Source organism: Marinomonas sp. AWM4_232 (assembly GCF_056158325.1).
Map to the genome: position 1 here is coordinate 2,584,036 of NZ_JBSWTA010000001.1, position 21,671 is coordinate 2,605,706.

The following is a 21,671-nucleotide window of genomic DNA, read 5'->3' on the forward strand; positions in this document are numbered from 1 at the left end:
TTGTTATTTAAATTGACACACACGCACAAAGCTGTTGCTTCAACGGTACTATAAGATAAGTGAGTACTTAGTCTGCAACAAAATAGACACGGTATAGAGAAGTAAGTTAGAATTTTTATTCTAAAAATGCAACCCATTCATTTCCGTTGTTCGAAACGGACTAGAGTGCCATCTGAAGCCCATGATCTGGTGACTCTAAATAACGATAATAAAGAGAGTGTCCTATGTCTGATCTTACGCCAAAGTCTTTATCAGAGCTCAAAGAAACCATTAAGCGTGAACATCCTAATTTAAGTAAGCGTTTACGCCAAGTGGCTGAGTTCGTGATTGATTCCCCAAGTGATGTGGCTTTTGGTACGGTGGCGGTACTGTCTGAACAAGCAGGTGTTCACCCATCTACGTGGGTACGTTTTGCCAATTCATTTGGCTTCAGTGGCTTTACCGAGATGCAAAAGCTGTTTCAACAGAACTTGATGGAAGAGTCGCCAAATTATCAAGATCGTATCCGTTTGGCACGGGATGCTTTAGGAACGAATGATTCTGATCAATCTCCTTATCGATTGTTAAAACGCTTTTCTGACGCTAATGTGTTGGCGCTGCAACATTTAGCTGAGATTATTTCTACTGAAGAGCTGGAGCGTGCGATTGATGTATTAGCCAACGCTCATGCCGCTCACATCGTTGGGGTGCGTCGAGCCTTTGTAGTAGCGAGTTATTTTGCTTATGCACTACGTCATATTGATCGCAAGGCATATTTGGTGGATGGCGTAGGGGGAATGTATAAGGAGCAAGCCAGTACGTTAGACGAAAACGATGTTCTGATTGCGGTAAGTTTCCATCCCTACGCAGAGGAAACTCAGGTGGTGGCCAAGGCGGCCGCTGAAAAAGGCGTTCCTTTGATCGTGATTACTGATAACCAAATCAGCCCACTTGCGTCGATAGCGACGGTATCCTTTGTGGTAAAAGAGGCTGAAATCGACTCGTTTCGCTCGTTGTCTTCATCGTTAGTATTAGCTCAAGCGTTATCAATTGGTCTGGCCCACGAATTAGAAAAACGCGAGCAGTTGCCCCTAAAGAGTTAAGCGGCAGCGTTATGAAGTAAACAATAAAAATGCCAACCACGTTTACATGGTTGGCATTTTTAATCAGGGTAACTTTTATCAGAGTATCCTGCTTGGAGTCGAGTTTACTTAGCGCAATAATTTAGGCGCTTTTTTGCTTGGCCAAAATCTCTTTATCTCGCTCGATGATCCACTCGTGATCTTTATCGTTGTGGAAAATCCAGTTTCTCGATGGTCCCGCCATCACGTTCAGATAATAGGACTGATAACCGTGCGGTACGCCGACAGGATGGTAGCCTTCTGGCACCATCACCACATCCCCGTCTTCTACAGACATGGTTTCATCTAGGCTGCGATCATCAGTGTAGACTCGTTGGAACACAAACCCTTGCGGTGGATCGATTCGGTGGTAGTAGGTTTCTTCCAGCTGTGTTTCCGCTGGCGCCGCATCCTGATCGTGCTTATGTGGCGGATAGCTTGACCAGTTACCGCTTGGGGTGATGACTTCACACACCAATAAGCTATCGGCTGCCAAGTTGCCAAACAACACGTTGCACACATGGCGAGTATTGGTACCCACACCACGGGTTTCAAATTGGCAATCAGCAGGCGTGATTAAACGTGCTTGGTAATTGCCTTTGCCTGGTGCTTGGCAAACGGCTAACTCAATATCCGTCAATGCCGTGTATTCAATGCGATCCTGTGCTGGGGCGTACACAGCGTAAGGAGCTTTTTGATCAAATACTGATTCACGCTCGCCGATGTTTTCCCAACTCTGATCAGCGGTTGCCGCATTTGCTTTACCGCTTAGTAGTACGACACAGACTTCGTTATCTTGAGTTTCCATGGCAAACGTTTGGCCCGCTTTTAGGGTATGTGCCTGAAAACCTACGTATTGCCAGTTGGCGGATTCTGGGGTGATGTGTTGTGTCATGGTGCTATCAGAAGACAGCGTTTTTTTGGATAGAAGATTTGGCATGCTGGCATCCCTAGTCATTTATTTTTGTCGTATAGAAGAATGTGTTTGCTACCCCTAACCATAAACTATCGGATATTCTATAACAATTAAATTTTGGAATATTTATTTCATTTATTTTGTTTTTAATTATTTTAGGCACTCTTAGTCGGGACACCTCAAAAGAAATAGCGCCGCAATTAAAGGGAAGTGTTGGTGGGACCAGTAGTTGCTAAGAAACGGATGCTTCATTTATAGCCCGATCTTATGAGCTTATAGGACCGGGCTTTGTTTATTAAGGCAAGAGACGCTTATTTGGCTTTCTCTGATTCAGACGCTGCGTTTTCGCTTTGACCATCTAGGTCTTCAAACTCTGATGTTGGTGCATTCTCATTGAATAAGTGCAGAGTACGAGTGGGGAAGGCCACTTCGGCACCGTGTTTTTCGATGATCTGCATCGCTTGGAACAGAACATCTTGTTTGACTTCGTGGTACTTCGCCCAGTTTGTGGTGCGAGTGTAAGCATAGATAAAGAAGTCTAGAGAAGATGGGCCGAACTGGTTGAAGTTCACCATGTAGATCTCGTCACTGTCGATTTCTTCATGTTGACCAACCATGTCTTTGATTTCACTTAGAATTTCAGACAGCTTACTAAAGTCGCTGTAACGCACGCCGACCGTTTCATTGATTCGACGGTGCGACATGCGCGATGGGTTTTCGACGGAAATGGTCGAGAAGGTCGCGTTTGGCACATATAGAGGGCGCTTATCAAAAGTACGAATTCGAGTTTGGCGCCAACCAATGTGCTCCACGGTACCCTCGATGTTCTGATCCGGAGAGCGAATCCAGTCGCCAACCTTGAAAGGACGGTCCAAATACACCATCAAACCGCCAAAGAAATTGGCCAGTAAGTCTTTCGCGGCAAAACCCACGGCAATACCACCGATACCACCAAAAGCGAGGACGCCGGAGATGCTATAGCCCATCGTTTGTAAAATAACCAAAACTGCTGTGATGATGACTGCAGCGCGAAGTAACTTACTGATTGCACTGGCAGTCGTATAATCCACTGGCTTGTTCGTCGCTCGTCCTGATGTCATGGCATTTTCGATGCCTTTAACACAACGTAATAGAAACCAAGCAATAATAGCTATGACACCGATTTCTCTAACTTTAAGTACTATCGATGTGAAATTTTCATCTAGCTGTGTATCCGATATTTCTGCTGCGATACTTAAACCAACCAACCAGATAAATAACCGTAGCGGCGGCATGGCCGCTTCCACGATCATGTTGTCCCAAGGGTTACGCGTGCGCTGTAGTTTGTCGTCTACACGCATCAAAATACGATTTAAGATGAAGTTGATGAATAGTGTTGCAAAAACGACGATGAAGACTTTTACGATCCAGTGCATTTGATTGTCGCCCAGACCGAGGTAAGGCTGAATGGTTTCCCAAGTCATGTATTGAATCCTTGTTTATAGTAGTAGCAGTGTGCCTAAGCCTAAGAATGCAATGTATCCGGCGATGTCCGTTACCGTGGTCAATATCACGGAACCCGACAAGGCTGGATCGATTTTAAGCTTATCTAAAACGACTGGAATTATGACGCCAGAAAGTGCAGCCATTAAGATATTAATAACGATAGCCATCGCAATTGTGAAACCGAGCATTGGGCTATGGAACCACCAGAACACCGCAGCACCGATACATAAAGACCAGACAATGCCGTTTAAGCCACCGACTTGTATTTCTTTTTTAAGCAGGGAGCCTAAGTTCGCGCGGGTGATCTGACCTAGGGCCAAACCACGAACTATTAGGGTCAGAGTTTGGCTGCCGGCGATGCCTCCCATGGAAGCAACGATTGGCATTAATACCGCCAGTGCCACCACTTGTTCTAGGGTTGCTTCAAAGAGGCCAATAAATGCCGAAGCCATAAACGCTGTCAGTAGGTTAATCCCTAGCCAAATCCCACGGGATGCGGCACTGCGACGTACTGGTGAGAATAGATCCGAGTCTTCATCCAAACCGGTGTTAGACATTTGCGCGGCTTCTTGTTCTAAGCGGCGTGCTTCAAGAGCATGTCCCGCATGGAAGCGGCCGACCAGCAATTGGTTGCTATCGAGTACAGGAAGTGCTGACACTTCACTTTTCTCCAATAGGTCAGCTGCTTTGACTACATCCGTTTGCGCGTCGATAAATGGGTACTCTTCTTCCATAAAGCTAGAAACAGGCTCATGGGGCTGAGCGTTGAGAATAGAGCGAAGATGGACACAGCCGACCCAGCGTCCGGTTCGGTTCACCAAATAAAGGGTGTCTGAGTAGGGCGCAGACACGCGGCGGAATAAACGCATGGCTTCTGATACGCGTATTGTTTGAGCCGCGACAATTAATTCATGATCAACCCAACGGCCGGCTTCGTCTTCCTCGTAGGTCACGCCCTGTTGGTAGTATTCGCGCTGCTTAGCATCCATCTTCTTCAGCGCAATGTCGATCATCGGATCTGGTAGAGAGTCTGCAATCTCCAAAAGATCTTCTGCATCTACATCAGAGAATAGCTCGGCAATTTCGAGGTCATTTAGCTCTTTAAGAAGTAGCAGGCGTGATTCACCACGCATCTCAACCAAAATATCAAGGCGGTTGGTTTGTTTGATGCTATCCCAAACAAAGCGACGTTGAGAAACTGGAATCGATTCTAAGGCCAAGGCCACATCATCAGGGGGCATTGAACTGATGGCTTGATTGATGTCTTGGTTAGAAATGTTTTCTTGAGTTAATAACTCAATCAATTCTGCAATTGGGTTAGACACAATTGAGCCCCTTATACGTCTTAGATAGTTGCTTCAGTGTGAGTGAATTCGTCTTTATAATCAATGAACTAAGAGCGACAAACAGAGCTTAACCAGAGAAAATTATGGCTTAATTTAAAGTTTGCGCTCAGTAATCACAGTTAAGCTGTCAGAATCTTTAGGTTGGTGTACATAACCCAGTGTGGCGTTGGCATGTTCTCTCATAATGCCTTCCGCTCGAGTGCCGAGTCCATTCACAATGGCGTGGTAAACATGGTGATGCTGTTGATGTGCAAACTGGAATCGCCTAGCTTCACGCTGCATATTTTTTTTATCAAAGGCCAAGGCGCTGGAAGAGGCAAACGGCAGATGCTCATTACGGCTCAATGCGGCCTGGATAGCGGGATTATGAGCCGCTTCAATGACAATATCGTGAAAGCGCTTGTTCATTTGTTGATAGCGTTCAAGATCTGCCTCTTGCAGAGATTCAACATCTAGAATTTGATCGCCTTCTTCGAGCAACGATGCTAACGCTTGCTGATGCTCTAGAGACAAGCCGCGCTCAGCGGCTTGGCGTGCTGCCAGTCCCTCCAGTACTCCGCGTACTTCTACCGCCCCCATAATTTCTTCAACAGAAATGGAGCGTACTTCGTAGCCACGTCCAGCCAGTTTGGTGAGTAGGCCTTCTTGCTCTAATGCTCGAAATGCGATTCGAACCGGTGTGCGTGAAACCCCTAGCATTTCAGCGGTAGGAACTTCTGCGATACGACTCCCTGCGCTTAAAGCGCCTTCTAAAATCATCTGACGCAGCTCGCTCAAGACATTGGTTTGGTTTTTCTTCATAGATGCCGACTCGCCTTATTGGATCCATTAGTGGCTATATAATGAGTTTAATAACCAGATTTTAGCTTAAAATCTATTTATTGGATCCATTATGTGTTTTTTTAATGAGATAAATGGACCTTGTTAGGCTATATTGGATCCATTGAAGAACAAAAATAACACAATTAGGAGAAATCCATGAGCCAGCAAACGTTTCCAAAGAACACTTGGTATGTGGCCGCCATGTCGGAAGAGATTGGTACTGAGAAGCCATTAGGTCGCAAAATATGTGGCGAAAGCATTGCTTTTTATCGTCCATCGGAAAATGAAATTGCCGCAGTGCGGGACTTTTGTCCGCACCGTGGTGCTGCCATGTCGTTAGGCTATGTGGAGGATGGCTTACTGGTTTGTGGTTACCATGGTTTGAAAATGGGCGCTGATGGCAAAACCAAAGAAATGCCACTACAACGAGTACAAGGTTTTCCATGTATGAAGTCATTCGCAGTGGAAGAGCGTTATGGCTTTATCTGGGTATGGCCAGGTGACCAAGAATTAGCGGATGCAAGTTTGATCCCTGTGCAAGAGTGGGCAATCAGTGATGATTGGGCCTACGGTGGTGGTCTTTACCACATTCACGCGGATTACCGCTTAATGATCGATAACCTAATGGATCTTACTCACGAAACCTACGTGCATGCGTCCAGTATAGGTCAGAAAGAAATCGATGAATCGCCAGTGGATACAAAAGTAAATGGCGATGAAGTGATTACCAGCCGCACCATGGAAAACATCACCGCACCGCCATTCTGGCAATTGGCGCTAGAAGCTAATGGCTTACCCAAAGACGCGACAGTGGATCGTTGGCAGCGTTGTCGCTTTACACCGCCTTCTCATGTCATGATCGATGTGGGTGTCGCCCTAGAAGGTCATGGTGGCTTTGATGCGCCAAAAGATAAAAAAGCCAGCAGTATCGTAGTAGACTTTATTACTCCGGAAACCGAAGACACCATGTGGTATTTCTGGGGGATGGCGCGTAACTTCAAAGTCCATGACGCGGAGTTGACCGATAAAATTCGTGAAGGTCAGGGCGGCATCTTCCAAGAAGACTTAGAAGTGTTAGAGCGTCAGCAAGCCAACCTAAAAGCCTTCCCTGATTACGACTTGTTAAAACTCAATATCGACGCCGGAGGCGTGCAATCCCGCCGAGTGATCGAACGTATTATCAAAGCGGAAACTGCGGTTCAGATGACGCCCAAAGACGCTCCTCTGCAAACGATTTCGTTCTAAGGTGGTGTCATGATAGAAGTCGTAGTTTTAAATAAAGTCGACGAAGCCGCTGCTGTGGTGCGTCTGGTGCTAGGTAAAACCAATGAAACAGCGTTACCGCCATTTGAAGCGGGTGCACACATAGATATCAAATTACCCAGTGGCTTATTACGTCAGTACTCCTTGTGTCGTTTGCAATCGGATCCTCGTTATTACGAAATTGCAGTGCTAAAAGACCCAAAATCCCGTGGTGGCTCAGAAGAAGTGCATGGCTTAAATATCGGCGATGTGGTGCAGATTAGTGAACCAAAGAACCACTTTCCGCTACGCAATAAAGAAGCCAAATCTTTGTTGATCGCCGGTGGTATTGGCGTGACGCCGCTATTGCCAATGGCGCAAACCCTGCAATGCGCGGACACGCCATTTGAGTTTCATTACTGTGGCAAATCACCGCGTACGGCCGCTTTCAGTGAAACGCTTAAGCAGGCATCGTTTGCCGATAAAATGCATTTTCACTTTAGCAGTGAACCTCAAAGCTCGGGCCGCATGGATATTAAATCGGTATTGAGTCAGCATGTGGCCGATTCAGATCTCTATGTCTGTGGTCCTGCAGAGTTTATTGCCAGTGTGCTGGAACATGCAGAAGCGTTAGGCTGGCCGGAAGAGAAAGTGCATCGTGAATTCTTTGCGGCTCCAACTTTAGAGGCAGAGCATGCGGAAAATCATGTTTTCCAAATCAAAGTGTCCAGTACTGGGCAAGTATTCGATGTCGCTGCCAACCAATCCATCACCGATGTACTGGACGAACAGGCTATTTTTGTACCGGTATCTTGCTGCGAAGGTGTATGTGGCACTTGCTTAACCGATGTTATCAGTGGAGAGATAGAGCACCGTGATGTCTTCTTAAGCAAGCAAGAGAAAGCCGAAGGCAAGCAAATGCTGACCTGTTGCTCCCGCGCTAAAGCAGCGGGCGGTCTGATCGAATTGGATTTATAAGCTTCGATTAAACGATCATTCAAAAGCGCTGGGTTTAGGTCTGGCGCTTTTTGTTTCTGCGGTCTCCAGCTTGTTCCGATAAGTGTCTGGGATGACGACAAGCTGTAATTAGAAGTAAAACCAACCGGACGTAAGTTCTGGCGGGCAAACTACGCGGTAAAGAAAACGTCTACACCATTGGTGAGTCCCCGACGGTATCTTTATACGAGGCGCGGACCGAGCGCAACAAAATAGCCGAGCAGTTAACCAAAGAGCTAAATCCCAACATCGAAAAACGTGCTGAAGCCATCAAGGCACAATCACAGTACGACAACACCTTCCAAGCAGTATCTCAAGCCTATTACGAGCGAAACGTTAAAGACCTAAGCGCGTATTATGCCAAGCAATGGCAAACGATAATGCGTCAGGATATTTACTCTGTAATTAGTGATATGTCAGTCGCAACAATAAAGGTGCCGTACCTACTAGAAGTCATGGACAAGATAGAAGGGCGCGTGCTCCAACGGTCGCAATTCTTGCGCGTCAGTTTATGGGGTAAATATTCCGCTATGCTGGCCCGCGTTTAATGATCGAATCAGCCCCGACAGTATTTCTATACGGCGCGCTAAAGCGGGGCAATGTTCGACACAACCCGCCGATTGATCGTGAGGATATGCCTGTCTTCTTTGAGAAAATGTCTCAATACAACTGCTTCCCTGTCACCATCATTGCTGTTTACATCATGGCCCACATATTTGTTAGGACAAAAGAACTGGTGCTAATACGCTGGGATTGGATCAAAGATGACCTGATCATCTTTCCAGAAGATGTGATGAAGAAGGGAACAAAACACATCGTGCCGATCTCACCACAAATGCGCCAAATGCTAGATGTGTTAAGCGAATACACAGGGCGCCGTGAACTCATGTTCCCAAACGTGCGTGATCCAAAGCGTTCAATGAGTAAAACAACCATCAATGCCGTGCTAGAGCGCCTTGTTTTTGGTGGATTATTTATCGGGCATGGCTTTAGATTGACAGCATCGATACTATTAAACGAAATGGGCTATCGAGAAGACTTAATCGAACGTCAGCTTTCACACCAAGAGCGAAAAGGCGAGCACCGCGCATACAACCACGCAGAGTACTTAGAAGAGCGCAGGGTTATGATGAAATAATGATCTAAGTTTTTAATGCAGTTCAAACATAAAGAAATACTGAATATTGGATGAGGGATTTTATAGCAATGGATAAGACAGAGTTTTTAAAGACATTTGATTTTAAAGAAGAGTACTTCGACAGCTCTGAACTGGACTACAAGACGCTTTTGAATATCTACCATGATTTCAAAGAATCCATAGGTGACTTTGAGCAGGTTGCAACGCTTTTAGCAAATACAATTCAGAAGTATAAGTATGTGCACTCTGTTAGGTGGCGAGTTAAGGATGCAAAGGGGCTAATTAAAAAGATTGTAAGGAAAGCTACTCAAGGTAAAACTAAATACAAAGATATTTCAGTTGATAATTATACGGAAGTCATTACAGACTTAGTCGGAATTAGGGTTTTGCACCTTTTTAAAAAAGAGTGGGTTCATGTGTGTAATTTTATAGATGGCAAATGGAAAGGTGAGAAAGAGAAAATTGCCTACTATAAGCACGGAGATAGTGAAGAGCTTATTGAGTCGTATAGGAAAGCAGGTTACGAAACGGAGAAGCATGGGGCGGGGTACAGGTCCATTCATTTGGTGTTCGGAATTAATGTATTTGGCTATCCAGCACCAGTTGAGGTGCAAGTCCGTACAATATTCGAAGAAGCGTGGAGTGAAATGGATCATCAGTTGAGATATCCAGACCACAATGATGATGAAACTTTAATGGCATGGATAGACACGGTTAATACTCACGCAACAGGCGGTGATATTGCTGCTGAGAATGCTAGAGATTACTTGAATAGAAAAAAGGTAGAGTTAGAGCAAAGTAGACTTGAGCATCAATACATGTGGTCACAGGAGTTTGAAGAAAAAGAGCCTGAGTCTTTATGCCAAGATAAAAGTGAGTCAGAAACAGAAGAGCTTGAGCCGAGGCAAGAGCCTGTGGAGATAGAATGTGAGAACAACCCCAATGATGAGGTTGAGTCGCCGGCAAGTATTGATGGCATTGAGCGCGCACATTTGGCTTGGTTAGATGATCAGGAGAGGTATAAAGATAGCATTGAAAAATTATCAATGGCTGCATTATATTCAGATAGTCCTTATGAATCATTGGCTAAAAAAGTTGCCGATCAGTGGAAAGCTTTAGAGGTGTCTAAAGTAGAGAGTTTATCAAGCTATCAAGAGGATAAGTTGCATGAGTGGATGGGTAAACTAACTTCTGAAATTGATCATAAAGCTATGTTAGATATTGTTAACCCTGGGATTGATTATGATGCCTTTTCAGGGGCTATTAAGCGACTAGATTACGAGGCTGATTTTACTAGGCCTACTATATTGGATGATTTGAAAGAAGGCCAAAAAAGGATTGATGATATGCTTAAGGTGAAAGGCTTTAACATTGAAAATGATGACGAGAGCTAAGTCGAATCAGTCTTTATAAAATATAAAACCGCCTAGTTGCGGTTTTTTGCTTTGTAAGTATTCAACAAGAGCATTAATGAGTTCCGCCCAAGGCTAATCAAAAATTTAGTGTGTTGCGTCGCTATTTTGTAAATCATGGTAGCTATCAATATCAAAAAAGCTAATTGTTGATATTTCATGCCTATTCAAAGATGTCATGTATGGATATATAGGGTCTTGGTCTTGGGGCGTTTGGTAAGAGGTGGTAAAGACTATTCTTTTATCTTCTGATCTATGCCCACTTCTAATCGGATAGATAGTTAGATTGCTACTTGTCTCTAATGAATTTCCTGTTGATATAGGGACCTCGGTTAGTTGGCCAACATATATTTTTCCAGACCTTAACGTAAACAGTAATGGTCTACTTTCCAGCGCTGCTTGACTAAGCATTAGCATTTCTGGGTTGTCAGAGACCACTTTTCTTCTGAAGTGGTATTGGCTGTAATTTTTATACTTTTTGTTAGCCCAAACGTTGTGTGCGTATGCGCATGCTCCCGCTATTATCAAGGACAAAATAGTCGAGTAAAAAAGAATGGCTAATTCTGTGGCAGAGATAGAGCTTGTGGCAAAGGGTTGTACAGACAATACAGTAGCTTTGAAAAAGGTGTAATCGTAATCTTTTCCAAAAAATGAGGTCTTACCGTCGTGCAAGTTGTGTATGGCTGTAACTAGGGTAAGTGCTATTAGGAAGAAAGTAAGGCCCCAAACGAAGTATGTAAGATAGAGGTATTGACCATACTTTTTTTCGATCTTAATTTTTAGAAAGTTGTGAACGTGGCAGTAAAAATAGCCACAAAGAAGCATTGGTGCGATTAAGAGTAGACTCATGTTATTACGTGCTGAGTACTAGATGAGTTTGCAGCTTTCGCTATTGACTATTCATCATTTTTTGGGCTTTTGGAGAACAATGAGCATTCTTCGCAGAAACGTGAAGCGTCCCATTTCTAGAGATACGAGGCAGAGTACCATTCTTCTTTGATTCTTCAAGAATCTTCTGGAATGCTTCTTCTGACTTGCTCATTTTAAAGAATAGACGGCTAATAAAGCTCATGTCATATACTCCTTGAGTTGCATATGGCAGTGTTAATTTGGCTTAACAAGTTATATTGCACAATATTAATACAAGTGGGCAGTATTGCATAGAAAAATGAGCAATGAGATGAACCGGGACGAACGGTAAATAATGTGTACGAACAGCAAAAAGCAGCTAATCAGAGGCTTTTGCACATTCAAAAGCGCTGGGTTTAGGTCTGGCGCTTTCTCTAATGTTCTTGTCGCGCCACAAAATAGCGCTCATTCTGACAATCATGTAGTATTGACCGAGCTCAAATTCCCTCCTTCTAATATGCTGCCAAAAGCATGGCGGATATCATTGGGCTGATTATCTAAAAAGCTTTACATATCAGTGGTTTAAACTCTATGGTTCTGATGATCGACAACTACGATTCGTTCACCTATAACTTGGTGCAATATATTCGTGAGTTGGGCTATGAAGTCGGTGTGCGTCGTAACGACACTTTAACGATTGCCGAGATTGAGGCGTTGGCGCCGAGTCATATCGTTATTTCTCCGGGGCCTTGTACGCCGAATGAAGCGGGTGTGTCTTTAGAAACGATTCAGTATTTTGCGGGCAAAATCCCTGTGTTGGGTATTTGTCTTGGTCATCAGAGTATCGCTCAGGTATTCGGTGGTGATGTGATTCGTGCGAAAACAGTAATGCACGGAAAAACCTCAAAGGTGTACCATAAGGGGATTGGTGTGTTCCGTGATTTGCCTAATCCTTATAATGCGACCCGTTACCATTCCTTAGTGGTGAAGCAAGAAACCTTACCTGACTGTTTAGAGGTAACGGCGTGGACGCAAAACGATCAAGGTGAGCTGGATGAGATCATGGGCTTACGACATACAAGCATGAACATTGAAGGGGTGCAATTTCACCCCGAGTCTATTTTGACAGAGCATGGTCATGCTCTGTTAGACAACTTTTTCAAACATTAGGAGTTGGCTGGTGGAAATTAAACAAGCGATTGCCAAGGTGGTTAACAAGCAAGACCTCACTGGTGATGAAATGCGTGATGTGATGAATGGCATCATGACGGGTCAAGCAACCCCAGCACAGATCGGTGGTTTTTTAATTGGCTTGCGCATGAAAGGTGAGACCGTAGAAGAGATTACTGCAGCGGCTCAGGTTATGCGTGAGTTATCGACCAAAGTTGATTTAGGCGATGAAGCATTAGTTGATACCTGTGGTACAGGTGGTGACGGTGGCAATCTGTTCAACGTTTCCACGGCATCAGCTTTTGCAGTCGCAGCGGCCGGTGGTCGTGTGGCAAAACACGGTGGTCGTTCGGTTTCCTCTAAATCGGGCAGTGCTGATGTACTGGAAAAAGCGGGCGTGTATTTAGGCCTAAGCAGTGAACAAGTTAAGCGTAGCGTTCAAGAGTTGGGCTTAGGTTTTATGTTTGCTCCAAATCACCATTCAGCAATGAAGTATGCGGTCGGCCCTCGTAAAGAAATGGCAACGCGCACCTTGTTTAACTTGTTGGGACCGTTGACCAATCCTGCGGGAGCGAAGCGCCAAGTCATGGGCGTTTTTGGTAAAGAGTGGGTGCGTCCTATCGCAGAAGTTTTAAAAGCGTTGGGTAGTGAACACGTGATGGTTGTACATTCTGCTGATGGCTTAGATGAGATCAGTATTGCTGAGCCAACGTATGTTGCCGAGCTGAAAGACGGCGAAATCACGGAGTACGAAATTTCGCCAGAACAATTCGGAATTGAGCGCCAGCCGTTGTCATTAGTGCAAACGGTTGATGCGGAAAGTAGTCTAGAAATGTTAAAGACGGCTTTAGAAGGTAAGGGGAAGGAAAACGCGCCGCGTGATATTGTGTCATTGAATGCAGGAGCGGCGATCTACGTTTCTGGCGTAGCAGATTCCTTAGCAGAAGGTGTCGCGATTGCAGAAGATGTGATCTGTGGAGGCTTGGCTAAGATCAAGCTACAAGAGCTAGCGAGTTTTACTCGTTGCTACATGCCTGATGTAACAGAAACAGCGAACTAAAATAGAGAGCTATTATGCAAGTCGAGACTCCAACAATTTTAAAAAAGATCGTGGCGCGTAAGTACGAGGAAATCGCTGAACGCCAAGCTCGTACACCGTTTGCTAATCTTGAAATCGCTGCCGCAGCGGCCAACGCTCACAACCCAACACGTGGATTTGCCGCAGCCCTACGCAGCAAAATTGCGGTAGGCAAAGCGGGTGTGATTGCGGAAGTGAAAAAAGCCTCTCCAAGTAAAGGTATTTTGCGTGATCCGTTTTCTCCAAAAGACATTGCTGTGTCCTATGAAAAGGGCGGTGCGGCGTGTTTGTCTGTATTGACCGATCAAGACTTTTTCCAAGGCCACGAAGACTATCTAGTTGAAGCACGCAATGCCTGTTCACTGCCTGTGATTCGTAAGGATTTTATTGTTGATCCTTACCAGGTGATGGAAGCGCGTTCGATTGGCGCCGACTGTATTTTGTTGATTGCTGCTTGCCTATCTGGCAAAGAACTACTTGAACTAGATCAGATGGCTCGTGACCTATCTATGGATGTCTTAGTAGAAGTGCACAACCGTGCTGAGTTAGAGCTGGCATTGGAGTACACTGAGACTGAGTTGTTAGGTATTAACAACCGTGACTTGCATACCTTTGAACTGAGTTTGCAGCATACGTTTGAATTGATGAATGATGTGCCAAAAGATCGTTTGATCGTGACCGAAAGTGGCATTCACACTCCGGACGATGTGGCGGCGATGCGCGAAAACAATATTCATGCTTTCCTAGTGGGCGAAGCCTTTATGAAAGCAGACAATCCGGGCGAAAAGCTGGCGGAATTGTTTAAATAAGATTTGAGAGAAGAACGCTATGAAAACAAGTGTAGCTTGGCAAGAAGACGTACATTTTACTGCTGAAACGGGCTCTGGCTTTAAAGTAGAGATCGATGGCAATCAAACAGCAGGCCCTCGCCCGATGGAACTTATCCTAGCCGGTTTAGGCGGTTGTACTTCCTACGATGTGGTGAATATTCTGAAGAAAGCACGACAAGATGTGGTGTCTTGCGTGGCGCAGATTGATGCGGATCGTGCAGACTCAGTGCCTTCTGTATTTACTGAAATTCGTGTGCACTTTGTCGTAACGGGTCGCAAGATCAAAGAAAGTCATGTGGAGCGTGCGGTAAAACTGTCTGCGGAAGAGTACTGCTCAGCATCTCTTATGCTTGAGCGCGGTGGTGTGAACATTGTTCATAGCTACGAAATTATTGAAGTTGAGTAAGTCATTACTTACTTTAGATGTGAAAATGGCCTCTATTCGAGGCCATTTTTATTAGTAAATAGACGTTACGCTTGGCTGGTTTTCTTGCGGAAGTTACTGGGTGCAACGCCAAAGTAGTCTTTGAAGCAGTTACTAAAATGGCTAGAGCTGACAAAGCCGCTGGCAATGGCGACTTCAATAATTGGCTTGTTGGTCTGTTGCAGCAAACGACGAGCGTAGGTGATGCGCAGTTCAAGATAATAACGTGATGGACTGGTTTCGAGATGGTTCTGAAACAAGCGCTCAAGCTGACGACGTGAAACGCTAGCGTAATGTAATAGTTCTTCAAGAGTTAAAGGCTCTTCGATGTTGCTACGCATCAGCTCTAATACTTTCTTAAGCGCATCTGGGTACTTAGCTTCATCGGTCGGTTGTGGGATCGGGGTAATGGGACTTTCCGCGAGCTGATCACAGGTCAGGATCTCTTTCACCGCTCGTGCAATACGATTCCCCTGCATGTCTTCGACCAAAGAAAGCATCATTCCTAGAGCGCTCACAGGTCCAGAGCAGCTTAAAATCGACCCATCAATGATAGACGTTTCTTTGGCAATAGAGGTGTCTTGGAAATGCTCTTTCACATAAGGATGATTGTCAGGGTGAACGGCGATACGTCGTCCTTGAGTTAAACCAGCATGGGCCAAGGCAATTGAGCCATTCCATAATCCGCCCAAGTACGCGTCATTCTTTTGATGATTTTTAAGATACTCGGTTAACGCTGGTTGCTCAGCCAATTGGCAACGATAACCACCACATACGATTAATACATCGAACAACTGATTTGATGCGTTAAGAGCCTCTTCAACGCTGCTGCCTGTCGCAATTTCAATCCCCAAATCACTGACAACAGACGATCCTGTAAGGCTTAGGGTCGCGTAGTCAAACAGCTTTTCCGTTTGTACTAAGTTCGCCGTCACCAAAGCATCGACAGCGCCTGTAAAAGCCACCATAGAAAAGTGCTCCAGTAGCACAAAGCCAATCATGATTGGAGCTTTATCCTGGTCAGGCGTAATCACATGAGCATGATTGTGGTCTGCATGAGAGGGACTAAAGTGCTTTTTTTGAACAGATTGCGTCATGGTGAACGAGGGATCCTGTACGAATAGTGTTGCAGCAATTGTGCAAGTGTATGTGAAAGCGAGCACTAAGGTAAGGCTCAAACGCATAACTCTATGAAAAGACTGGCTCAAGGGCGCTCAAATTCACCGTATTTATGTCGTTTTACGACGTTTATTTTAGGTGTCGTAAATAACCATCTATTTGACGCAATCAAAAAAGTTACCGCTGAGGGGGTTTCATAGTATAGGTGGTGTAGGTTGGTTTTTCTGGTTTGGCAGGAGCGCTCCAACGTCTCCTTATTCACTACTGGTCTTCCGCTGGTTCTTTCTGTTGTAAGTCACTCAAGCATTGTGTCAATGCACGTGAGTTACGTTGAAGTGATGACTGCCTTCCGCTTTCCAGAATCGACTGAACATAAGTTTCATACGATCAACGCAGTGACAGAGCAAGTAAACGCGCTTTGCGCCGACTACCCAGTCTATCGCTAGTATTACCACTTTGTAATGCAGTCCCAAGAAGGTCTGCCATGATAAGGAGCTGACACAATGCAGCAGTATTCCGGATTTGGCTTGTTAAAGCACAGTCTAAGCCATCATGAAAATTGGCAACGGGTTTGGCGCAACCCGACACCGAAGAAAAAGTACGATGTCATCATCGTCGGCGGCGGTGGTCACGGTCTAGCCACAGCTTATTATCTTGCAAAAGAGCATAACATCACGAATGTTGCGGTGATCGAGAAAGGCTACTTAGGTGGCGGTAATACAGCACGTAATACGACGATCGTTCGTTCTAACTACCTCTGGGACGAAGCGGCGCATCTATACGAGCACGCTATGAAATTGTGGGAAGGTCTATCTCAAGATCTTAACTACAACGTGATGTTCTCTCAGCGTGGCTGTCTGAACTTGGGCCACACATTGCAAGACATGCGCGACATCGAACGCCGTGTTAATGCGAACCGTCTAAACGGTATCGACGGCGAGGTATTGGATGCGAAACAAGTCAATGAGATCGTGCCGATCCTTGATTGTTCTGACAATGCTCGTTACCCAGTCATGGGCGCGTCTTGGCAGCCTCGTGCGGGTGTCGCTCGTCACGATGCCGTGGCATGGGGCTTTGCTCGTGGTGCAGACATGCGCGGTGTGGATTTAATCCAGCAAACAGAAGTAGTCGATTTCATTATTGAAGATGGCACGGTTGTAGGCGTTAAAACCGATCGTTACGGCGATATCAAAGCCGATCGCGTAGGTTGTGTCACAGCGGGTCACTCTGGCGTGATGGCTGCTAAGGCAGGTTTCGAATTACCACTCGAATCTCACCCATTGCAAGCCTTGGTATCCGAGCCAATCAAGCCAATCCTAGACACTGTGGTTATGTCTAACCATGTACACGGTTACGCGTCTCAGTCAGACAAAGGTGACTTGGTGATCGGTGCGGGTATTGATGGTTACACAGGTTACGGCCAGCGCGGTTCTTACTCTACGATCGAACACACGATTCAAGCGATTGTTGAAATGTTCCCGATCTTTAGCCGTGTGCGCATGAACCGTCAATGGGGCGGTATCGTGGATACGTGTCCAGATGCTTGTCCGATCATTTCGGAAACCCCAGTTAAAAACCTTTTCTTCAACTGTGGTTGGGGGACGGGTGGTTTTAAAGCCACACCAGGGTCAGGCAACGTCTTTGCAGCGTCTCTTGCGAAAGGCGAAATGCACGAATTGGCGAAGCCATTCTCTATGTTCCGATTCCACAACGGCGCGCTTATCGATGAGCACGGCGCTGCTGGCGTAGCACACTAACGGGAGAGTTATTACATGTTTCTTATTTATTGCCCGCATTGTGGTGAGCACCGTGAAGAAGAAGAGTTTCACAATCACGGTCAGGCGCATATCGCTCGTCCACTAGATCCTGATTCTTGTACTGATGAAGAATGGGGTAACTACATGTTCTTCCGTAAGAACCCGAAAGGCTTGCATCATGAACTGTGGGTTCATGCGGCTGGTTGCCGTAAGTTTTTCAACGTTACTCGTAATACAGCAACGTATGAAATTAAAGAAGTCTACAAAATCGGCGAGCAGCCAAAAGTGGTTGAGTAAAGGGAGCGGATCATGTCTCAAAAAAATCGTCTACAAAGCGGTGGCCGAATTGACCGTTCTAAGCCACTGACATTTACCTATAACGGTAAGCAATTTAAAGGTTTTGCTGGGGATACCCTAGCGTCAGCATTGTTGGCAAACGGTGTTGATCTGGTTGGTCGTAGTTTTAAATACAGCCGTCCTCGCGGTATTGTGGCAGCGGGTGCAGAAGAGCCAAACGCCATCATGCAATTGGGCGCGACTGAAGCCACTCAGGTGCCGAACGTTCGTGCAACGCAGCAAGAGTTGTTCTCTGGGTTGGTAGCAGGTTCAACCAATGGTTGGCCAAATGTTGAAATGGACTTGATGGGATTAGTAGGCAAAGTTGGTGGTAAAATGATGCCACCAGGTTTCTACTACAAAACCTTCATGTACCCACAGTCTATGTGGGAAACCTATGAAAAAGTTATTCGCCAAGCGGCGGGTCTAGGTCGTTCTCCTAAAGAATACGATCCAGATATCTACGACAAGATGAACCAACACTGCGATGTGATGGTTGTTGGTGCGGGTCCTGCGGGTCTAATGGCTGCCTTGGCGGCGGCACGTGGTGGTGCTCGCGTAATCATCGCTGATGAGCAAAACGAGTTTGGTGGCAGTCTACTAAGTAGCAAAGAAACGGTTGACGGTAAAGCGGGCTCAGCATGGGTAGCGAGCGTCACGAAAGAGCTAGAAGCCAACGAAAATGTATTGGTGCTACCTCGCTCTACTGTGAACGGCTACCACGATCATAACTTCCTAACGATTCACCAACGCATGACGGAGCATCTAGCGGATCGTGCGCCGAATGGTCAGGTTCGTGCTCGTTACCACCGTGTGCGCGCAAAATGGGTGGTTCTAGCAACTGGTGCTCACGAACGTCCATTGGTGTTTGCAAACAACGACGTACCAGGTGTCATGGTTGCGAATGCGGTTTCCACTTACATTAACCGCTACGGCGTTGTGCCAGGTAATGAGTTGGTGCTGATGACAACCAATGACAATGCTTACCATACGGCATTGGATTGGCATGATGCAGGTCGCAAGGTGCAAGCCATTGTGGACACTCGTAAGAACCCAACTGGCCCTCTAGTGGATGCAGCCCGTGAGCGCGGCATTACTGTGATGGCTGGCTCTGCTGTGATTGATGTTCAAGGTAGCAAACGCGTATCCGGTGTATCGGTTGCCTCTATCAGTGAAGACGGTTCTAAAGTGACTGGCTCTGTTAAGAAGTTAAGCGCAGACACCGTTGCTTCTTCAGGTGGTTGGAGCCCAGTTGTGCATCTATCTTGTCACACGGGTTCTCGCCCAGTTTGGGATGACTCTGCGATTGGTTTTGTTCCAGGTAAAACCGTACAGCAGCAACTGACTGCGGGTGCGATCAACGGACACTACACAACCGCTGATGCCTTGTCTGAAGGTCTGCAAGCTGGTCAAGACGCGTTAGAAAAGCTTGGTCTAGCAAAAGCTGAAGTGGCATTGCCTGAGTCTGCACAAGTGTCTGAATCAAAAGCCATGGCGCTTTACCATATTTCACACACTAAACCGACATCACAAGCGCCTAAGCAGTTTGTTGATTACCAAAACGATGTGACTGCAGCAGGCATCGAGCTTGCGTGTCGCGAAGGCTTTGAGTCGATCGAGCACGTGAAACGTTACACGGCGATGGGCTTTGGTACTGACCAAGGTAAGTTGGGTAACATCAATGGTATGGCCATCGCAGCCAGCGCATTGAACCAAACCATTCCTGATACAGGAACAACGATCTTCCGTCCTAACTACACGCCGATCACATTCGGTGCGATCGTAGGCCGTGATTGCAAAGAGTTGTTTGATCCTGAGCGCTACAGTGCGATGCATAAGTGGCACCTAGAGCAAGGTGCTAAGTTCGAGGATGTAGGCCAATGGAAACGTCCTTGGTACTTCCCGAAAGCGGGCGAGTCAATGCAAGAAGCCTTGAACCGTGAGTGTCTAGCGACACGTGAATCGGTCGGTATTTTGGACGCTTCTACACTGGGTAAAATCGACATCCAAGGTAAAGACGCACGTGAATTCCTAGGTCGTGTTTACTCAAACGCGTGGGCGAAACTGCCAGTCGGTAAATGTCGTTACGGCTTAATGCTGAAAGAAGACGGCATGGTATTCGATGACGGTGTGACATCTTGTCTTGGTGAAAACCATTTCTTGATGACAACCACATCTGGTGGTGCTGCAACCGTGCTAACTTGGTTGGAGCTTTACCATCAAACAGAATGGCCTGAACTAGAAGTGTACTTCACTTCTGTTACGGACCATTGGGCAACTATGACGATTTCTGGTCCAAACAGCCGTAAGCTTCTAGAAGAGCTAACGGATGCGGATGTGTCGAAAGATAACTTTGGTTTCATGGACTGGAAACCGATGACTGTTGCCGGCGTTCCAGCGCGTGTGTTCCGAATCTCATTCACGGGTGAGCTGTCTTTTGAGATCAACGTCCAAGCAAACTACGGTCTGCATGTTTGGGAAAAACTGTTTGAACACGGAGCTAAGTACAACCTGACACCATACGGTACGGAAACCATGCACATCCTTCGTGCTGAGAAAGGCTTCATTATCGCAGGTCAAGATACTGACGGCTCTGTTCACCCTTACGATTTAGGTATGGGTTGGGCGGTTTCCATGAATAAGCCATTCAGCTTCATCGGTAAGCGTGGCATGAAGCGTGAAGACTGTGTCCGTGCTGATCGTAAGCAATTAGTTGGTTTGAAAACAGTGGATCCGAACATTGTATTGCCAGAAGGTGCACAAGGTGTATTCGATCCGACCGCTCCAATTCCAATGCCGATGGTGGGTCACGTAACGTCTAGCTACTGGTCTGCTAACTTAGGCCGCTCGATTGCGATGGGCTTTGTAAAAGGCGGTTTAGAAAAAATGGGCGAAAAAGTGTACTACCCATTAGTTGATGGCCGTGTCGTTGAAGCCGAGATTTGTAGCCCAATTTTCCTAGATCCAAAAGGGGAGCGTCAAAATGTCTGATGTAAAAAATGAAACAGTAACGGTATCAGTCATGAACCAGCTACCTGATGCATCCATTGTGGGTCAATCACCGTTGTTTCACGCTGATTTAGCAACCATCGCCAAGAAAGGTCCAAACACTGGTGGTGTAAGTTTCAAAGAAGAGGCGCTGCTTGGACACATTACCCTGCGTATGAATGCTGACAACGCAGAGCAAATGTCCGTCGTTGAGAAAGTGTTGGGTGTGGCTTTGCCAACCCAACCGCTGACATCTGTTAGTCAAGGCGATGTTGTCGTACGTTGGATTTCTCCAGACGAATGGTTGATCACTGTGCCAGGTTTGCAGGCTTTTGACATCGAAACGGCGTTCCAGCAGAACATGACTGGCCACTACCAAGTGGTTAACGTGAGTGGCGGTCAGACATTGGTGACTTTGTCTGGTAAGCATGCGAAAGACGTCATCAAAAAGTCTTCGCCGATCGATCTTCACCCTAGTGAATTTCCAGTAGGTAAGGTTGTCACGTCTGTTTTTGCGAAAAGCTCTGCTGTGATTCGCCGCTCCGGTGAAGAGACGTTTGAACTAGTGATTCGTCGTAGCTTCTCTGACTACCTATGGTTATGGATTCAAGATGCTAGCCGCGAATACGGCTTAGTAGTTGAAGCGTAATTCCTTCCCCTCCA

General features: G+C 46.1%; 21 protein-coding genes. 15 read left to right on the forward strand and 6 right to left on the reverse strand.

Annotated elements, in window-relative coordinates; genetic code table 11:
• Positions 1 to 224: 224 nt before the first annotated feature.
• Positions 225 to 1,082 (forward strand): MurR/RpiR family transcriptional regulator, encoded by an 858-nt coding sequence (locus ACXAC1_RS12220; protein ID WP_475061715.1) that lies wholly within the window; start codon positions 225 to 227, stop codon positions 1,080 to 1,082.
• 121 nt (positions 1,083 to 1,203) lie between these two features.
• Here ACXAC1_RS12220 and iolB read toward each other — a convergent pair whose 3' ends face one another.
• The 4 genes from iolB to ACXAC1_RS12240 all read right to left on the reverse strand — a co-directional run bounded on the left by iolB (position 1,204) and on the right by ACXAC1_RS12240 (position 5,648).
• Positions 1,204 to 2,040: a 5-deoxy-glucuronate isomerase gene (iolB, locus tag ACXAC1_RS12225; RefSeq protein ID WP_475061716.1), complete on the reverse strand. Its 837-nt coding sequence runs from the start codon at positions 2,038 to 2,040 to the stop codon at positions 1,204 to 1,206.
• A gap of 287 nt (positions 2,041 to 2,327) precedes the next feature.
• The gene (locus ACXAC1_RS12230) at positions 2,328 to 3,479 is read right to left on the reverse strand and encodes a mechanosensitive ion channel family protein (RefSeq protein WP_475061718.1); all 1,152 of its coding nucleotides are present in this window, start codon (positions 3,477 to 3,479) and stop codon (positions 2,328 to 2,330) included.
• A gap of 15 nt (positions 3,480 to 3,494) precedes the next feature.
• Positions 3,495 to 4,826: a magnesium transporter gene (locus ACXAC1_RS12235; protein WP_475061720.1), complete on the reverse strand. Its 1,332-nt coding sequence runs from the start codon at positions 4,824 to 4,826 to the stop codon at positions 3,495 to 3,497.
• A 114-nt stretch (positions 4,827 to 4,940) separates the two neighbouring features.
• Positions 4,941 to 5,648 carry a GntR family transcriptional regulator gene (locus ACXAC1_RS12240; protein WP_475061721.1) on the reverse strand — a complete coding sequence of 236 codons (708 nt, stop codon included), beginning with the start codon at positions 5,646 to 5,648 and terminating at the stop codon, positions 4,941 to 4,943.
• Positions 5,649 to 5,825: 177 nt separating this feature from the next.
• Here ACXAC1_RS12240 and ACXAC1_RS12245 point away from each other — a divergent pair, with 177 nt between their 5' ends.
• The 5 genes from ACXAC1_RS12245 (at position 5,826) to ACXAC1_RS12265 (ending at position 10,439) form a co-directional block, all read left to right on the forward strand.
• Entirely contained in the window at positions 5,826 to 6,914 is a 1,089-nt protein-coding gene (locus ACXAC1_RS12245; protein WP_475061723.1) for a Rieske 2Fe-2S domain-containing protein, read from the forward strand.
• Positions 6,915 to 6,923: 9 nt separating this feature from the next.
• Positions 6,924 to 7,889, forward strand: coding sequence for a PDR/VanB family oxidoreductase (locus tag ACXAC1_RS12250; protein ID WP_475061725.1), 966 nt, complete (start codon positions 6,924 to 6,926; stop codon positions 7,887 to 7,889).
• Positions 7,890 to 8,176: 287 nt separating this feature from the next.
• On the forward strand, positions 8,177 to 8,455 hold the full coding sequence (locus tag ACXAC1_RS12255) for a phage integrase central domain-containing protein (RefSeq protein ID WP_475063822.1): 279 nt from the start codon (positions 8,177 to 8,179) through the stop codon (positions 8,453 to 8,455).
• Entirely contained in the window at positions 8,455 to 9,045 is a 591-nt protein-coding gene (locus ACXAC1_RS12260; protein WP_475061727.1) for a tyrosine-type recombinase/integrase, read from the forward strand. The genes ACXAC1_RS12255 and ACXAC1_RS12260 overlap by 1 nt, the downstream gene beginning before the upstream one ends.
• Positions 9,046 to 9,113: 68 nt before the next feature.
• Entirely contained in the window at positions 9,114 to 10,439 is a 1,326-nt protein-coding gene (locus ACXAC1_RS12265; RefSeq protein WP_475061729.1) for a RelA/SpoT domain-containing protein, read from the forward strand.
• 907 nt (positions 10,440 to 11,346) lie between these two features.
• Here the strand turns inward: ACXAC1_RS12265 and ACXAC1_RS12270 are convergent.
• The gene (locus ACXAC1_RS12270) at positions 11,347 to 11,529 is read right to left on the reverse strand and encodes a hypothetical protein (RefSeq protein WP_475061731.1); all 183 of its coding nucleotides are present in this window, start codon (positions 11,527 to 11,529) and stop codon (positions 11,347 to 11,349) included.
• Positions 11,530 to 11,897: 368 nt separating this feature from the next.
• On the opposite strand from ACXAC1_RS12270, the gene ACXAC1_RS12275 reads away from it, so the two are divergent.
• From ACXAC1_RS12275 to ACXAC1_RS12290, 4 genes are read left to right on the forward strand one after another with little or no spacing between them, the layout of a single operon-like run.
• The gene (locus ACXAC1_RS12275) at positions 11,898 to 12,476 is read left to right on the forward strand and encodes an anthranilate synthase component II (RefSeq protein ID WP_475061732.1); all 579 of its coding nucleotides are present in this window, start codon (positions 11,898 to 11,900) and stop codon (positions 12,474 to 12,476) included.
• A 10-nt stretch (positions 12,477 to 12,486) separates the two neighbouring features.
• The gene (trpD, locus tag ACXAC1_RS12280) at positions 12,487 to 13,536 is read left to right on the forward strand and encodes an anthranilate phosphoribosyltransferase (protein WP_475061733.1); all 1,050 of its coding nucleotides are present in this window, start codon (positions 12,487 to 12,489) and stop codon (positions 13,534 to 13,536) included.
• Between the two features lie 14 nt (positions 13,537 to 13,550).
• Positions 13,551 to 14,363: an indole-3-glycerol phosphate synthase TrpC gene (trpC, locus tag ACXAC1_RS12285; RefSeq protein WP_475061735.1), complete on the forward strand. Its 813-nt coding sequence runs from the start codon at positions 13,551 to 13,553 to the stop codon at positions 14,361 to 14,363.
• 19 nt (positions 14,364 to 14,382) lie between these two features.
• Positions 14,383 to 14,790 carry an OsmC family protein gene (locus tag ACXAC1_RS12290; RefSeq protein WP_475061737.1) on the forward strand — a complete coding sequence of 136 codons (408 nt, stop codon included), beginning with the start codon at positions 14,383 to 14,385 and terminating at the stop codon, positions 14,788 to 14,790.
• 65 nt (positions 14,791 to 14,855) lie between these two features.
• Here the strand turns inward: ACXAC1_RS12290 and ACXAC1_RS12295 are convergent, their stop codons facing one another.
• Entirely contained in the window at positions 14,856 to 15,905 is a 1,050-nt protein-coding gene (locus tag ACXAC1_RS12295; RefSeq protein ID WP_475061739.1) for a GlxA family transcriptional regulator, read from the reverse strand.
• A 237-nt stretch (positions 15,906 to 16,142) separates the two neighbouring features.
• Between ACXAC1_RS12295 and ACXAC1_RS12300 the strand changes: the two genes are divergently transcribed.
• Genes ACXAC1_RS12300 through ACXAC1_RS12320 form a run of 5 tightly spaced genes read left to right on the forward strand, consistent with a single transcriptional unit; the run spans position 16,143 to position 21,657 of the window.
• Positions 16,143 to 16,373 carry a hypothetical protein gene (locus ACXAC1_RS12300; protein WP_475061741.1) on the forward strand — a complete coding sequence of 77 codons (231 nt, stop codon included), beginning with the start codon at positions 16,143 to 16,145 and terminating at the stop codon, positions 16,371 to 16,373.
• Between the two features lie 57 nt (positions 16,374 to 16,430).
• Positions 16,431 to 17,684: a sarcosine oxidase subunit beta family protein gene (locus tag ACXAC1_RS12305; protein WP_133563296.1), complete on the forward strand. Its 1,254-nt coding sequence runs from the start codon at positions 16,431 to 16,433 to the stop codon at positions 17,682 to 17,684.
• Between the two features lie 15 nt (positions 17,685 to 17,699).
• Positions 17,700 to 17,981, forward strand: a complete 282-nt coding sequence (locus ACXAC1_RS12310; protein ID WP_133563294.1) for a sarcosine oxidase subunit delta — start codon at positions 17,700 to 17,702, stop codon at positions 17,979 to 17,981.
• Positions 17,982 to 17,993: 12 nt separating this feature from the next.
• The gene (locus ACXAC1_RS12315) at positions 17,994 to 21,011 is read left to right on the forward strand and encodes a sarcosine oxidase subunit alpha (RefSeq protein ID WP_475061742.1); all 3,018 of its coding nucleotides are present in this window, start codon (positions 17,994 to 17,996) and stop codon (positions 21,009 to 21,011) included.
• Positions 21,004 to 21,657, forward strand: a complete 654-nt coding sequence (locus ACXAC1_RS12320) for a sarcosine oxidase subunit gamma (RefSeq protein WP_475061744.1) — start codon at positions 21,004 to 21,006, stop codon at positions 21,655 to 21,657. Before ACXAC1_RS12315 ends, ACXAC1_RS12320 begins: the two co-directional genes overlap by 8 nt.
• Positions 21,658 to 21,671 lie beyond the last annotated feature (14 nt).

Coding starts and splice junctions, on each gene's coding strand:
- ACXAC1_RS12220 (WP_475061715.1), top strand. CDS start 225: ATGTCTGATCTTACGCCAAAGTCTTTATCAGAGCTCAAAGAAACCATT.
- iolB (WP_475061716.1), bottom strand. CDS start 2,040: ATGCCAAATCTTCTATCCAAAAAAACGCTGTCTTCTGATAGCACCATG.
- ACXAC1_RS12230 (WP_475061718.1), bottom strand. CDS start 3,479: ATGACTTGGGAAACCATTCAGCCTTACCTCGGTCTGGGCGACAATCAA.
- ACXAC1_RS12240 (WP_475061721.1), bottom strand. CDS start 5,648: ATGAAGAAAAACCAAACCAATGTCTTGAGCGAGCTGCGTCAGATGATT.
- ACXAC1_RS12245 (WP_475061723.1), top strand. CDS start 5,826: ATGAGCCAGCAAACGTTTCCAAAGAACACTTGGTATGTGGCCGCCATG.
- ACXAC1_RS12250 (WP_475061725.1), top strand. CDS start 6,924: ATGATAGAAGTCGTAGTTTTAAATAAAGTCGACGAAGCCGCTGCTGTG.
- ACXAC1_RS12260 (WP_475061727.1), top strand. CDS start 8,455: ATGATCGAATCAGCCCCGACAGTATTTCTATACGGCGCGCTAAAGCGG.
- ACXAC1_RS12265 (WP_475061729.1), top strand. CDS start 9,114: ATGGATAAGACAGAGTTTTTAAAGACATTTGATTTTAAAGAAGAGTAC.
- ACXAC1_RS12270 (WP_475061731.1), bottom strand. CDS start 11,529: ATGAGCTTTATTAGCCGTCTATTCTTTAAAATGAGCAAGTCAGAAGAA.
- ACXAC1_RS12275 (WP_475061732.1), top strand. CDS start 11,898: ATGGTTCTGATGATCGACAACTACGATTCGTTCACCTATAACTTGGTG.
- trpC (WP_475061735.1), top strand. CDS start 13,551: ATGCAAGTCGAGACTCCAACAATTTTAAAAAAGATCGTGGCGCGTAAG.
- ACXAC1_RS12290 (WP_475061737.1), top strand. CDS start 14,383: ATGAAAACAAGTGTAGCTTGGCAAGAAGACGTACATTTTACTGCTGAA.
- ACXAC1_RS12295 (WP_475061739.1), bottom strand. CDS start 15,905: ATGACGCAATCTGTTCAAAAAAAGCACTTTAGTCCCTCTCATGCAGAC.
- ACXAC1_RS12305 (WP_133563296.1), top strand. CDS start 16,431: ATGCAGCAGTATTCCGGATTTGGCTTGTTAAAGCACAGTCTAAGCCAT.
- ACXAC1_RS12310 (WP_133563294.1), top strand. CDS start 17,700: ATGTTTCTTATTTATTGCCCGCATTGTGGTGAGCACCGTGAAGAAGAA.
- ACXAC1_RS12315 (WP_475061742.1), top strand. CDS start 17,994: ATGTCTCAAAAAAATCGTCTACAAAGCGGTGGCCGAATTGACCGTTCT.
- ACXAC1_RS12320 (WP_475061744.1), top strand. CDS start 21,004: ATGTCTGATGTAAAAAATGAAACAGTAACGGTATCAGTCATGAACCAG.